The organism is Paenibacillus eucommiae (genome assembly GCF_017874215.1).
Classification (GTDB): domain Bacteria; phylum Bacillota; class Bacilli; order Paenibacillales; family NBRC-103111; genus Paenibacillus_AI; species Paenibacillus_AI eucommiae.
This window is the reverse complement of sequence record NZ_JAGGLB010000034.1, coordinates 67,523-81,340: the sequence shown is the minus strand read 5'-3', so window position 1 is coordinate 81,340 and position 13,818 is coordinate 67,523. Positions and strand designations below refer to the sequence as shown.

Here is a 13,818-nt window from a genome sequence, read left to right as displayed (position 1 = left end):
ACAATCTGTTTTTAAAAGAATCCAATCATTGCTGCAATCCGAGTATATCGTTTTAACTTGTGCTTTAGTTTGAACTTCGACTACCTTTTTGTATTATTTGTTTGCCGGTAATGGGATCAGTATAGAAATAGTTCGATCCGCCAGTTGTTTCTTTCATTTCTGTCTCCGTCAATGGCTTCTCCAAATCTTCAAGCTTTAAATCTTTTGATTCATTTTCATTGGACATTATTATTATTCCTCCCGTAAATTAAGTATTATGATCTCAATAAAAGCTTCTAACATGATTAAGAATACCATCTTGCCTTCACGCATTCTATTATACAAACGTAGCAAAATAGTCGAATTCAGGTATACTTTCTTTCTCCTCACGAATAAAAAAAGAAGACAAGCTCTCTCCCGAAAGAAAACTTGTCTCCTTACGATCATTATGTTTTTTTCATGTAGCTGTTAACCAGCTGCGTTCGATTCCTGACATTCAACTTCCGAAATACCGCTGTCAAATGCTTCTTGACCGTTACTTCTGTAATATACAAGTCCGCCGCAATTTCTTGATTCGTATAACCTTTCATTAGCAGCCCTACCACTTCTTTTTCCCGCTCGGATAGCATCTCCATACCATCATCCTGCTGTTTGGAATGATCTACAAGGCCGAAGGACGCTATTATTTTGTTCAAATAATCCTGCAGCTTGCCGCCCCTCTTATCGAGAACGTAATAGGGCGTAGGCGTGTTACTATCATAATCGTAATGTGCAACGTTCTTCACCTGCTCGCACCCCAAGCTAAGATGGAATTCATTTAAGAAAGAGAGGTCCGGAGGACCCGTCGTCACGACAAAATCGGAAGATATAAGCAGTGAGATGAACGTTAGCCCTGCAGTTGTACGTGTCGCCTCATCCTCAAAATCCGACACATCGATCGATTTCACAAAATAACCTGCAATATGTTCAATCGGCACCCGGAGCTCCTTTAACTTATGGTCCGGCAGACTTTGGAAATAAGCAGATGACAGCGGATGAGTTAGCAAGTAGTCAAGCGTCCCTGTATGAATCGGAATGATTGCCGTCAGACCGCGAATTGCCCCCTGTTGATCTCTCATCAGCTTAACAGTGCCAGGATCGAGCTCGTAAAGCTCTCGAAGATGAATATGCTTAATCGAGTACAAACCTGCTTCTTTAGAAAGTATATACTCGAACCTCTCCCCCGTTTCCGGGTTCAGGAGAGGAAGGCAAACTTCCTTCAGATTGATACGACGATTGTCCAAATACTGCTCTGCCTCCACCCAATTGGATGGACTGAGCGGCTCCATGAGATGCGGAGTCAATTTCTGAAAACAGAGACTGCGGACAACATAATCGCCAATATAAAAGTACCACTCGACGGCTTCCCATGTGATCGTCTTTCTCTTGGACGGGTTAGTCATCCTGCTGTAATAATACATGATGCATCGCTTCCATAACCTGTCGTAATGTTCAGGCTGGCGCAAGCGCAGTTCATAGCCGATGGCATCCCGCATTAAATCATGAAGGATCCAACCCCTATCCACTCTCCGAATGAAGGAAAGTCCGACCAGCCGCTGGAATAAATCCGTCTTTACCTGCCTATCCAATACATAGGAGAGCAGCTCCTGGTTAAAATGCCGAAGTAAAGCTACAGTCTCTACGAGCTCCCTAAGATTGTCGTCCGGAACCTCTTTTAACCAAATGCTCAGAATATGTTCGAACACTTCGATTTCATCCACCAATTCCAAGCCCTGAATGTTCTGAAACATCGTCGTCGAGACAATCAAGGACAACGTGAGCGGATGTCCTCTCGTTTTCATCCAAATCTGTTTGATCATCGGCTCCTGAGAAATGCCCGAGCGCTCCAGATATTGCTTAACGGACAAATAATCCAGATCCCCAACGGGCATCCGGTGTATCCAATGGCGCCATGCCGGAGAACTGAGCCATATGCCTTGCAAGGGGAATCTTCCCGCAATGAGAATCAGGATTTCCGGGTACAATTGGGGGAGGAGCGCCTCTCTCAGCCAGAGCTCCATATCACCCATATCCTCGAAAGTGTCTAACGCGAGGACAAGCTTCTGATTCAGCGCCTTTTCCCTCAGGATGTCATGGCATAGCTCCAGAAGCGCCTGCGGATCGGTAATCTGCTGCAGCTTCTCCATCGGATAGCCGAGCATACGCAACAATTGCGTGCAGAAGCCCTGCGGTGTATGAGAGAACCCCCGGCTGTCCATCAGCAGAAAGGCGGCATTCGCATTCACTGCCAGCCGGCGGAACTCATCGATTAGATAGCTTTTTCCTACGCCTCCGGTACCATAAAGATTCAAGATCCGTCCCTGTTGTCCGCCGACTGTCAGCTGCTGCAGGAAATACTGAATTTCGATGTCCCGCCCTACCAAATAGTGCCGTTCCAGCCGGTCAATCTGGACAGCTCTGCGTTCCTCGGGACCGTCTGCCTTCACCTTGCTATCATACATAGGATATACCTGCTTTCGAATTACATCATCATAAAAAATGCGGGACGAGTACGTTGCAGCAAGTAGGTTCTTTAGCCTTTAGGTAAATTATATATTCTATTCTATTGTGGAAGCCAGTAATTCTTTCCGGTATTTTTATCACATCATTGAATGAGCGGCGCATGCTAAACCGTCCATAAGTACGTTTATTCCGATTCCTGCTTCTTGATGCCGATATGAAGTGCCGCAATGCCTCCACTAAGTGGATAAGCTTTTACATGATTGAGCCCTGTTTTTCTGAAAATATCAGCCAACTGCTTATGGTCTGGAAAGTGAATCAATGATTCGGGCAACCATTTGTACTGCTCATATCTCTTGGCTACCAATTTACCAAGCAGCGGTAAAATATTTTGAAAATAAAAATAATAAAGTCCTTTAAAAGGCTGCCACGTTGGCTTCGACAATTCTAGTGAGACAACCATGCCCCCGGGTTTTACAACCCTTTGCATTTCCTCGATAACAGTCACTAAATCCGGTACGTTACGCAGCGCAAGTCCTATTGTGGCATAATCGAAGGTGTTGTCTTCGTAAGGCAGCTGCATCGCATTGCCTCGAACTAGCGTGATTTGCTTGTCCAATCCTTGCTCCCGAATTTTAAAAGCACCATGATCAAGCATATTTTGGCTAAAATCCAATCCAACCATTTGTCCAGTCCTGCTATCCCGTGCCAGATCAATCGTCCAATCGCATGTGCCGCAGCATAGGTCGATGGCCGTACTTCCCGGCTTCACGTTCATCTTGTTCATGGTGTACTTTCTCCATGCCTTATGTCTGCGAAAGCTTATCAGGTCATTCATGAAGTCGTATTTCGGAGCAATACTTTCAAATATAGAGTGAACAAATTGTTCCTTAGATGATTTCGATTGTTCCATTGTCATTCACCTCAGGCTAATTTTAATTGAAAAATGTGGTTGTATCCCACCGTGATTATGTAACAATTGTGACAATAAATAAGTTTGTTTTTCAGCATACTGCCCGCTAGCGTAATGAGTCTTGTAACAAGGGAGTATTATTCCATTTCCCACATCTCAATAATATCGCTCCAAAAAGGTATCCATAATCAAGCCAGTACCTGTCATTGTTTGCCGAGCTCGTCCTCAATGTAACCGTCCAAAGATACATTAGCAGCGTAGATCAGTTTAGCCATTTCAATAACGCCCTACAATTTCCAGTTTCCAACTTCACACAGAGACGCAGCGGCACACTTAGACTAGAAAATACAGTCTTAAATTGCCGCTGTAATATTTTAACTAACGTCTTTCTATAGTTTTCTTGCCTTGATTACAAAAGTTACAGGAAGCATCTTTGCTTTTTTTGCAAAATCGCTGTTATGCGATTGTATAATTTCATCATCAGATTGCTCGATCATTTGCTCAATGACAAATCCCGCTTTTGCCAACGCATTCACATAGGTTGATAGTTTACGGTCCGATAATGTTAGCGTACTTCCGTCAAGAGATAGCGAATACCAAGATTCATCGAAATAAGATTTTTTAAAAACAAGCATATTATTTTCTACAGCAACACATTTGTGTATAGGGTGAGACCAGCTGAAAACAAATACGCCGTCTTTTTTTAGGTAAGAAGCAATCCGGTGAAAAGTACCCTCAAGGTCAGTTGTCCACCCTATTGCATAAATCGAATAAACAAAATCAAAATATTCCTCTGGTATGCCACACTCTTCTTCCATGGGAGAACAGATTAATTTTGCTGATAGACCGCACTCCGTCAAATGTTGCTTTGTCTTCTCGATTTGGTTTTCTGATATATCCATACCCCATAGTTCAGATGCTTTGCGTTCCCCCAGATATTGCAAAGAATGACCGCTTCCACAGCCTATTTCTAGTATCTTTTTTCCTGAGACATCGCCAAAAATCTGGCATTTTTCTTCTGAGACAAATGCTCCATAAAGAGGAAGTGAAGTTGCTCCTAAAACATCATTTCCTTTTGTATCCCAAAATAAGCTGTTTGTTTCATGAACAAGACTCTTATCCATGTCGATCGAGATGGCGCCAACCTCACTACCGCCTATAATGTTTGTTCTATAAACAGAATTCTTGTCCATGCAGACACACTCCCTAAATAAAATTCACTAAATGTAACCCAATAATCCAACGCCAACTCAATATTGGGATATATATGCAAAATTATCATATCGCACGTACGTTCTTATGTAAATGCCGTCTATTATGAATTTTAGTTTAAGTAAACTGCTCTGCACCATGATAATAATACCATATTTCGGGGCTGTACGGCCCGTTAGCGTAATAAAAAAAGCAAGCTGCGATAGCCTGCTAGCGGAACACACAACAGAGTGATAGTAACGGAAATGGCTTTTTATTTTATTAGCCTCCAGACGAACCTTTCATCAATTCGGCCAACCATTTCGCCTCGTGTTCGAACAGCTTATCCGCTTTCGAGGTGCGCAGCGCTTGCAGCAGCTTGTTGACTTCTTCCTTATTCGGCGCTACTTTCCAAAGAAAAGATATGCCATGCATCAGTTCGCTCATTGGAAGTTGCCCGCCCCCTTTGCGCTGCCGCGATACAATTGTTTTGACCCGGCTCAAGACGATTTTCGTTTCTGAAGCGCCTCCCCATTGGTCGAGAGCTTCCATCGCGCTCCATTTCACATCGGGCGACCTGTCGTTTTCAAGCGCCGCTACAAATAAAGGCACATTAGCGCCCTCCCCGAAATCGGCGGCAAAGCGGATCGCGAGACTGCGAATTTCGCCGTTGGGGGATTCGATGAGCGCAAGCACGTCGGGGAGCGCCTCCCCCAGACGGAGCTCCTTCAGCGCCCATAGCGTATAGATGATGTCGTACTCGTCGTTCGAGCGGCGGATTATTTCAATCAAACGCCCCTTCACTTCCTCCGGTCGGCAGCGGGCCAGCACCCGAAGCGCTTCTCTGCGGATCGAACCATCGCGCGACCCGGATAACGCGAGGAACGGTTCGGCATCCGGCACTTCCGGCACGCGGGCTAACGACCACATCATCCGCGACTTCGTTTGCATCTTCGTCGTTTTCGCGAACTCGTCCAGCATCAGGCGGACGGCCTGGGAATGCCCCGTATTTTTCGCCAGATGGCTCCATAGGAAGCAGACGTTCGCCCTTGTTTCATCGTCCCGAGCTTCCTCCAAAACTTGTTTCGCCGCATCGATCATGGCCGGATCATCCAACCGTTCCGCTTCACGCAGCGCCTTCCAAGACACTTGGTCTTGCGAATTCTTAATTTCCCTCCCTTGCTCGTCCGTCTTGATCGTCATGCGGTGCAGCAGGTCTCGAACGTATTGTATACCTTGACTCATAAGCTGCCCTCTCCTCTCCGTTCTTGTTTAACATTTTGTAGGATTAGCTTATTTTTTTAAATATAGCTTCGAGTATCATTGTTCCTGCCAAACTTATAGACGGCGATTAAAAATAAGGCCACGGCAAAAGCAACAAGAATGATCAGGTTCAATGATAATTCCCCCATGGATACCCCTTGCTGTAGATTACTAAAGGTATCCAGCAGCCAATACTGGGGAAGAAAGTGAGCGAGCTGCTGCATCGTTGCTGGCATTAAAGCAATTGGGAACATACATCCAGCCAGCAAGCTGCTAGGAATAAGGATCATGTTCTGCATTCCGCTGGCTGCTGAAGAGCTGCTTGAGAATGCTACGATTACAAGTGATAAACCTATCGCCACCAAAGCAAATAACATAAGAATCAGGAACATGCTCCAGTAAGGAATACCCGGATCGATACGGAACATATTTATCATGATCAACAGTGTCACTGCAATCTGCAGCATCATCATAGTCAAATTAACGATGATATTAGATAAGACATAGGTTCTGGGATTGATCGGTGAGGATAATAGTCGATAATAGGTTCTATTCTCTCTTTCCTTAATAAGAATTCCAGATAAACTCGAAGCGCACACCAGCATCAGGATGAGCAAGTAACCTATTGATTGATTGGTTTTGTTGTAATTTACGGATTGATCCTCTACTTTCTCTGCTGATAATTCGAAGCCTGACTCTTGAAATTTCTTATAAAGGGCATTAAAATTAGCCTCATTTCCTTTAGCCACCTGGCCGATCGAAGCCATATTGTTAATATGTTGATCCAAGGACGCCTTCACATGTCCGGTAACCTGCGCCCCCTTAATGGACACGATCTTAACATTTGTGGGCTTGCCGGCAATCAAGCTCTGTGCGAAACCTGCAGGAAGAATAATTGCTGCATCCAGCTCGCCTGAGGCAATCAGCTCCTTTATCTCAAGCTCCTCAATCTCACTTACAAGCATGGAATCCTGTCTGCCCACCGTATCCATAACTCCCTTAGTGATCGACTGACCTCCATCATGATTAACAATGCCCATTCTCAGTTTGGCTTCTCCCGAGCCTCCTTGGACCAAGGTCGCGAGCAGGATTGCCATAACAGGAAAAACAAAGTATAGAAAAAGATTCAAATAATTCTTAAAGGTAGAAATAAATGTCTTTCGGATCAGCCATAACGTGTCTCTCATCCTTACAACCCCTCCTTTCTGCGCATCATCGTTATTGCGGTACCAAGCAAGACGACCGCGAAGCCGATATTTAACAGCATGGCGTTAACCGCTGCAGACAGACTGTCTGCGTAGATCATTTCAAGAAGTGCAGCATTGGACCATTGCAGTGGAGAAAAAGATGCGAGGGTTGCCATGATTCCTGTTGCCTCCTCGACCGGGAAGTATGAACCTCCGAGAAATGCGGACAATTGAATAATAATCATAACAACAGTGCCCGACGCCTTACCCTTGATAACATAGCTGAGCCCTAGTCCCAAGCTCACAGCAAATATGATTTCAGTAAAGAGCGTAAGAAAAACTAGGCCCAAATTTTCTCCCCAATAGGCATTAAACATGTATTTACTAATGAGCACTACGACAATCGTGAGTATTAAATTCAGCAGGACAATCCCTGCTAATTTTCCCGCAAAAATTTCGATTTTCGTCACCGGTGACGCAAGCAATCGGACAGCTGTGTTCCTTTTGCGTTCACCGTCTATTAAATGAGCGGCCGTCAGGGCGCTATATAAAATAATCATTGTCGTAATCGCTATAGCGAAATAGTCCATAGCACCTGGTTTTCTTGTCGCATTTAGCGACTCCTCCACCACATAGCTTTCACCGCCGCTTCCGGCCATGATCGCATCCGCTTGCTCCGAGTCTGTTCCGGCTACCTCAGCCGCCAATCGATAACGATCTGTAAAAGCTTTGAGTACACTCTGAGCAATATCGCTTTCAATCAAGCTCTGACTACTGCTGTAATACTCCAGCCCACTATCCGAAATCTCGACGTATCCCGCATAGCGGTTGTTCTTCACTTCAATCTTCCCATCCGTCTTCTCGTCTGCCTCCTCGAGTTGAATGCCGGCTTGACGCATCTGCCCCGTGAAGTTGTCCCAATACTTAGAGAACTCACTTGATGAGCTATTATTCTTATAGAGTACATTGATTTCCCCAACCGTTAAACTGCCGTTAAAAGCATTCGTAAGAGCCGTCCCCAGAATGAGCATGGTTAACAGCGGCGAAACCAGCAAGAACAAAAGCATCTTGGGATCGCGGATGACCTTTAACTCTTTGAGCGTTATTCTGAATACATTCATTTTCCCTTGGCCTCCTTATTCCTTCAGCCTCTTCAGTCCCGCAGGCTTCTACCTGTCAATGTCAGGAACACCATCTCCAAACTAGGCTCATTCTCTTCCACTGAACGTATTTCAATATCGTCTGCCATCAACTGTTGGATGATCCTGTTCAAGTTATTGACCTCGGAATCAGAGGTGATCTTAAGGATTCGATCCTCTACTTCAACCCGGTTTACGCCTGCGATTCCCTCCAGCTTGTTCCTATCCAGATTTTCTGCCGAACGGACCTCAATACCTATATTTTTCTGAGTCGTAATGATAGCCTTTAATTGACCTTTCGTTCCTTCCGCGATGATTTTTCCATGGTCGATAATGGCAATTCTTGTACAGATCTCCTCAACCTCCTCCATGTAATGGCTGGTGTAGATGATCGTACAGCCCATTTCATTCAGCTTTTTCACGGAACCAAGAATATAGTTGCGTGATTGCGGATCAATACCCACCGTTGGCTCGTCCATGATGAGCAGCTTAGGCCGATGGGCAATTGCACAGGCTATGTTTAATCTTCGCTTCATGCCGCCCGAGAAATTTTTGGGATAGCTCTTATGCTTATCGCCAAGTCCCACGAATGCTAGTGCTTCAATCACGCGCTCCTTTAACTCTGCCCCCCTAAGTCCGTATAATCCGGCGAAAAAATGAACGTTCTCGTAGGCTGTCATATCCTCATAAATAGCCATTTCCTGCGGCACAATCCCAATGTTCATTTTTGCGAATTTACCGTGCTTAGCAATACTCTTGCCAATAACTTCAATTTCACCCTTAGTAACCCGGAGCAGAGAGGCAATCATGTTGATGACCGTACTCTTACCTGCTCCATTCGCTCCCAGAAATCCGAATATCTCGCCTTCTTTCACGGACATCGTGATATTATCCACCGCTATAAAATCCCCAAATTTCTTCGTAAGCTGCTTAATTTCAAGTACGTTCATTCGTCACACTCCCGTTTTCGTCTTTAGGATAATGTAATTGTAATAAAAAAGGATGCCCCTGCGACAGTGCACAAGTTCATCCTTAACCCCTGAGAATCTTCCTATCTAATCATCGTAAAACTCATCTTTATCCGTGAGGAATTAATGTAGTGACACTGAAGCCTCTTGAGCCATCGACAATTATCGTACCATTTACGCTTGCTGCCCGTTCTTCCATGCCAATGATTCCCAAGCCTTTGATCACCTTCTGCTCTCCCTTACCGTTGTCCGATACTTCGACCTTGATCAAGGTTCTCAGTACCTCAATGTGGATGGAGACGACGGTGGCATTCGAATATTTCATGGCATTGGTCAATCCTTCCTGGATGTTCTCCTGAATGACCTTCCACTGGATCGGAGTAATAATGTCGACGTTTCCTTCATGGGTGAGCGAGGTTCTAACTGGATGCTTCGCGGAGAATTCATCTACGAATAATTTCATCCGATTCATTCCTAGCTGCTCCGTCGGTGGCTTCATATTCTTGAGCACAAGGCGAATGCTCTCTATTCCGTCCTTAGAGATATGGATTGCATTCTGCAGCAGCTCAGCCGACTTGTCCGGATCGGAGGTGAGCAAGCGCTTCGAGGCTTCCATCTGGATCAATGCACCCGTCATCGAGTGTCCAATCTTATCATGAATTTCCTGGGACAGCCGGTTGCGCTCCTCCAGCTTAAACGTATATTCGGACTGCCTAATATATTCTTTATTCTCATTCAGACTCTTAGTCAACTGCTGGATGTGCTCATGCCTATTTTCTAAGTCCTCTTTGAGGCCTGCAATTCTACTTATGTAAGTGTTAAGCAAGTGGTAGTAGAGGAAGCTAAGCATCGCAACGAGACCGTATGTAACCAAGATGGCTTGAGATCCTTGTGACAGCAACAAGAGCGGAGCCAGCATGAGGAATAGAATAATTCCGCGTTTACGCAGGTATATAGTGAAGAGTTCGTATATGCTCAGAGGGAGCAGGAGTATAAGCCAAGGTTGTATGTATGATGAGGACGCAGCGATAACCAGCATGGACAGCAGAAGCGCGATCGACGTGATACTAACCTTCTTAGCGATATGGATGGATATATTCAAACATAGGTAGAGAAGGATGGACAGCATATACCAGGGTGAAATCGCAGCTCCAGATAAATAGGATTGGATGACCACATAGCTCAAGATAATCGCTTTGATGCCCATTGTCCAGAGTTCTATAGGGGTTCCCCTCTCCGTCATCTAATTCACTTCCCCAGTCAGAAAATAAATCGCGATTTGCGTACGGTGCGTAAGACCCGTCTTGCTTAGGATAGAAGTAATGTGGTTGGCAATAGTGCCTTCTGAGATGAACAGCTTCTTCGAGATTTCACGATTGGAAAGCCCCTTCGCGATGAGAGACATAATATCGTGCTCTCTATCGGTGAACAAGCTTCTGTCGATCTTACTGCCTCTATCTTCTTTCTTATCTTTATCCTTGTCTGCTAGCAAACTAGATTTCAACTTATCCAGCACAGCATCCTGCAGCACATTATGTCCGTTGTAAACGGTTATGATGGCATCCCGGATTCGCTCCGGATCGTTATTCTTGAGCAGATATCCCTTCGCCCCGTTGCGGATCGCATCGAGAATAAACACCTCGTCATCGAAGGTGGTCAGGATCAGCGCTTTGGTTCCTGTCTGCTCAGAGATCAGCTTGGTCGCTTCCACACCATTCATACCGGGCATCTGCACATCGAGCAGAGCCACATCTACTTCATTCTGCGAGCAGAAATCAACGGCTTCTTGACCATCTTGAACTGTCGACAATACCTCGAACTCATCGAAGGTGGTTAGTATGATCCTCATGCCTTCCCGGATAAAGGAGTTATCATCGGCAATAATGACCTTTATTTTCAACGCTGCACACTCTCCGTTCACCGCTTTTTAATAAGACCGCACTTAGCTTGAGCTAGAGAACATGATTCATGCATTCTCTAATTTGATTATATTCTATCACTTTTCTAACATTCATGCTCGATTGGTGCTAGTTGCAGGCTGTGCTAATCTGACCTTTAGCTTAATGACAAGTCTATTTCAATAGTCAATTCAATGAGATAAACGCCTTGCGGCGTCTTTTGAGGTGCATGTTCGTGACTTGGGTGCGTTGCGGAGGGAATGGCTGTGGGCTCCAGCCGCTGTTAAAGATTTGTTCCCTTAAGTGGTATCGATGAAGAGGTAGGAACAAATCTTTAAAGGCGGGCGCAGGCGCTGGGGAAGAAGAGCACGCGCAGGTGAGAAGGACTTGCTACTTTAACGATGTTTTTCATCGTTAAAGTAGCAGATCCTCTCCACAAACTTGCTTTAACGATGAAAATCATCGTTAAAATCCCTTTTAACCACCCTGAAAGGCCATTCTGCCTCTTTTAACGATGAAAAACATCGTTAAGTGGAGTACACGCTCATTTCAGCGAGGGTGGGCTGCTGCTACCCTTTCTAATAAGTCCATAAAAAAAAGAGCCGCGGTAAAGCAAGCTCCCTACCTATATTTGACTACTTCACTTTTGCGATCCAAGCCGTGTCATCGTCCAGGTAAACGAGCACATGCTCAGCGTCGATCCAATGATTGGTTCCAAGCGGATAAATGCTGGCAGTTCCTTCAGGTTTTCCGTAAGAGGTTATGCTTGCAGAGGCGGTTTCAATAACTAGTAGTATATTATTGTCCCTGTAGCCTTTAGTTTTATCTGTGACTTCCAAGCCGTTACCATAAAAAGCATACCTGGCCCCATCAGGGGACCATTCCCCTTCTGTATTGAAGAAATAATCTGGCGGAAAATCTGTCACTATCGTTTCCTTGCCACTTTCTACATCTAGCAGCCATAAATCCTTCTGGACAGTGGCATCTTTCACCTTGCGAAACAGGACTGTCTCCCCATTAGGCGATATCGCGATTGACATGCCATTTATGGAATATTCTCTTACCTCACCACTACTAACATTGACAATCATTAGAGCATCCTTGTCGTTATCCGCGGCAATCAAATCCTTGGCTGTTCCTATAATGGTCATATTACCATACTTTGCTGAATCCAGAAGGAGCCTTTCTTCGCTGCCATCTTTGTTTACTATATAAATGCTTTGTCCTCTTTGTTTCGTAAGGATACCCTTTCTATTGGATATAAAAGCAAGCTTGACCCCGTCCGACATAGGATGAGGATCTGAACTCCAGTTTAACATATACTTATTTTCGCCTGTATTTTCTTCGTCAGTTTTGACCTTTTCGTTTAGCTCATCATAACCTTCCGTACTCAATATCGGTTTTAACGAACTGCCATCCTCCGATGCCAGCCATAAGTTCGTTTCATCTCCAAGGACTCCATTCAGCTCTCCACTGCTCATTTTCTTTGATATTCCATCAGCTGGAAACAACTGATCTTTCACTGTAAAACCCATTCCAAAAGCAAAAGGCTTCGCCATAACTTCAATCATTTCGGGATTTGAAAATTGTTCATCAGCAGTGCGAATATAGTAGGCGCTCGTTCCTAAAGAGAGCTCTTTTCCAGAATTCCCCTTTAATCCGATAGCATTTATTGGCTCAGGATATAATATAATCCCATCTGTCGTATGAAAAACATCAAGAATACCAACGCCCAACTTCTTCCACTTCCAAGATTGCAGAAAGTCGGTGGAGGCAACAGGTGTGGAAGCAAGCTGATTGCTAGAAGAATTGCAGCCAATTAAAGTGATGCACAACAAGCCACAGGCGAGCAAATATCCCAAGTATCTTAAGTGCATCCTCTTCTCCCCTCTATGCCTCATCAGGCGAGGTCAGCACGATTTTCCCATCAACCAGCTCCAGCTTCACCTTGTTCGAATCCTTCACGCCAATGGAGTCGAGGTAGCTGGAAGGAACCTGCAGCCGGCCCGCCTTATCCAAGATGGCATATTCTACGTGGGAGTCTTCCTCCTCGCTTTGGGCAATGCCCTGCTCCAGCTCCTCGAGTTCCTCCTTGTAAGATTTGCGCCGCAGCATCTCGGAGGAGATTTTGCCGTCGCGAATGGCCACGACGCGGTCTACCTTCTTCGCGAGCAGCGGATCATGTGTAACGATGACGATGGTAATCCCGATCGTCCGGTTTAACTCACGGAACAAATCCAGAATTTGATCCGCCATGCGGGAGTCCACCGAACCGGTCGGCTCATCGGCGAGCAGCAGTTTGGGATGGTTAGCCAGTGCGATCGCGATCGCTACCCGCTGCTGCTCACCACCGGACAGTTCATGCAGCTTGTTTTTCCGCCGATGGGTGAGTCCAACCGCCTCCAACAGCTCCAAAGCCCGGGAACGCTTGCGGCCCCCGTTAAGCAGAATTGGGAGCTCTACATTCTCAAGCGCTGTGAGATAGGGGATCAGGTTCCTTGCGTTATTTTGCCAGACAAAACCAACGCTTTCCCGCTTGTAAAGGATAAGGTCGCGCTCGTTCATCTTCAGCATATTTTTCCCGTCAATCTCGAGCGTACCGGCTGATGGGCGATCCAGGCCACCAAGCATATTCAGCAGCGTCGACTTGCCGCTTCCACTGTTGCCGATGATCGCCATCAGCTCGCCATCCTCCACAGTCAGATCAAGTCCCTGCAGCGCGAAGACCTCGAGCTCCTCCGCCTTGTATATTTTGACCAAGCCTTCGCATGTAATCATCTG

Annotated in this window: 12 protein-coding genes; all 12 read right to left on the bottom strand. The window is 45.5% G+C overall.

The genetic code is table 11. The annotated features are described in order from the left end of the window. Positions 1-64: 64 nt before the first annotated feature. Positions 65-226 carry a hypothetical protein gene (locus J2Z66_RS34190; RefSeq protein ID WP_209977266.1) on the bottom strand — a complete coding sequence of 54 codons (162 nt, stop codon included), beginning with the start codon at positions 224-226 and terminating at the stop codon, positions 65-67. 199 nt (positions 227-425) lie between these two features. After that, positions 426-2,480: a helix-turn-helix transcriptional regulator gene (locus J2Z66_RS34185; protein ID WP_209977265.1), complete on the bottom strand. Its 2,055-nt coding sequence runs from the start codon at positions 2,478-2,480 to the stop codon at positions 426-428. Positions 2,481-2,665: 185 nt separating this feature from the next. Next, complete coding sequence (locus tag J2Z66_RS34180) at positions 2,666-3,397, bottom strand: demethylmenaquinone methyltransferase (protein WP_209977264.1); 732 nt, start codon at positions 3,395-3,397, stop codon at positions 2,666-2,668. A 383-nt stretch (positions 3,398-3,780) separates the two neighbouring features. Continuing rightward, complete coding sequence (locus tag J2Z66_RS34175) at positions 3,781-4,584, bottom strand: class I SAM-dependent methyltransferase (protein WP_209977263.1); 804 nt, start codon at positions 4,582-4,584, stop codon at positions 3,781-3,783. A 280-nt stretch (positions 4,585-4,864) separates the two neighbouring features. Continuing rightward, the gene (locus tag J2Z66_RS34170) at positions 4,865-5,827 is read right to left on the bottom strand and encodes a HEAT repeat domain-containing protein (protein WP_209977262.1); all 963 of its coding nucleotides are present in this window, start codon (positions 5,825-5,827) and stop codon (positions 4,865-4,867) included. Between the two features lie 56 nt (positions 5,828-5,883). Next, positions 5,884-7,032 (bottom strand): ABC transporter permease, encoded by a 1,149-nt coding sequence (locus tag J2Z66_RS34165; protein WP_209977261.1) that lies wholly within the window; start codon positions 7,030-7,032, stop codon positions 5,884-5,886. A 2-nt stretch (positions 7,033-7,034) separates the two neighbouring features. Further along, a complete protein-coding gene (locus tag J2Z66_RS34160) occupies positions 7,035-8,153 on the bottom strand; it encodes an ABC transporter permease (protein ID WP_209977260.1) in 1,119 nt (372 codons plus the stop codon). Between the two features lie 32 nt (positions 8,154-8,185). Beyond that, a complete protein-coding gene (locus J2Z66_RS34155; RefSeq protein WP_209977259.1) occupies positions 8,186-9,121 on the bottom strand; it encodes an ABC transporter ATP-binding protein in 936 nt (311 codons plus the stop codon). A gap of 127 nt (positions 9,122-9,248) precedes the next feature. Next, on the bottom strand, positions 9,249-10,361 hold the full coding sequence (locus J2Z66_RS34150) for a sensor histidine kinase (protein ID WP_209977289.1): 1,113 nt from the start codon (positions 10,359-10,361) through the stop codon (positions 9,249-9,251). A 21-nt stretch (positions 10,362-10,382) separates the two neighbouring features. Beyond that, positions 10,383-11,039, bottom strand: a complete 657-nt coding sequence (locus J2Z66_RS34145) for a response regulator transcription factor (RefSeq protein ID WP_209977258.1) — start codon at positions 11,037-11,039, stop codon at positions 10,383-10,385. 633 nt (positions 11,040-11,672) lie between these two features. Beyond that, positions 11,673-12,914, bottom strand: a complete 1,242-nt coding sequence (locus J2Z66_RS34140) for a TolB family protein (protein ID WP_209977257.1) — start codon at positions 12,912-12,914, stop codon at positions 11,673-11,675. Positions 12,915-12,927: 13 nt separating this feature from the next. Further along, positions 12,928-13,815, bottom strand: coding sequence for an ABC transporter ATP-binding protein (locus J2Z66_RS34135; RefSeq protein ID WP_209977256.1), 888 nt, complete (start codon positions 13,813-13,815; stop codon positions 12,928-12,930). Between the last annotated feature and the right edge of the window lie 3 nt (positions 13,816-13,818).

What these genes read in the sequence shown, in the direction of transcription:
- J2Z66_RS34190 (WP_209977266.1), bottom strand. Translation starts at nt 226, where the DNA reads ATGTCCAATGAAAATGAATCAAAAGATTTAAAGCTTGAAGATTTGGAG.
- J2Z66_RS34185 (WP_209977265.1), bottom strand. Translation starts at nt 2,480, where the DNA reads ATGTATGATAGCAAGGTGAAGGCAGACGGTCCCGAGGAACGCAGAGCT.
- J2Z66_RS34180 (WP_209977264.1), bottom strand. Translation starts at nt 3,397, where the DNA reads ATGACAATGGAACAATCGAAATCATCTAAGGAACAATTTGTTCACTCT.
- J2Z66_RS34175 (WP_209977263.1), bottom strand. Translation starts at nt 4,584, where the DNA reads ATGGACAAGAATTCTGTTTATAGAACAAACATTATAGGCGGTAGTGAG.
- J2Z66_RS34170 (WP_209977262.1), bottom strand. Translation starts at nt 5,827, where the DNA reads ATGAGTCAAGGTATACAATACGTTCGAGACCTGCTGCACCGCATGACG.
- J2Z66_RS34165 (WP_209977261.1), bottom strand. Translation starts at nt 7,032, where the DNA reads ATGAGAGACACGTTATGGCTGATCCGAAAGACATTTATTTCTACCTTT.
- J2Z66_RS34160 (WP_209977260.1), bottom strand. Translation starts at nt 8,153, where the DNA reads ATGAATGTATTCAGAATAACGCTCAAAGAGTTAAAGGTCATCCGCGAT.
- J2Z66_RS34155 (WP_209977259.1), bottom strand. Translation starts at nt 9,121, where the DNA reads ATGAACGTACTTGAAATTAAGCAGCTTACGAAGAAATTTGGGGATTTT.
- J2Z66_RS34140 (WP_209977257.1), bottom strand. Translation starts at nt 12,914, where the DNA reads ATGCACTTAAGATACTTGGGATATTTGCTCGCCTGTGGCTTGTTGTGC.
- J2Z66_RS34135 (WP_209977256.1), bottom strand. Translation starts at nt 13,815, where the DNA reads ATGATTACATGCGAAGGCTTGGTCAAAATATACAAGGCGGAGGAGCTC.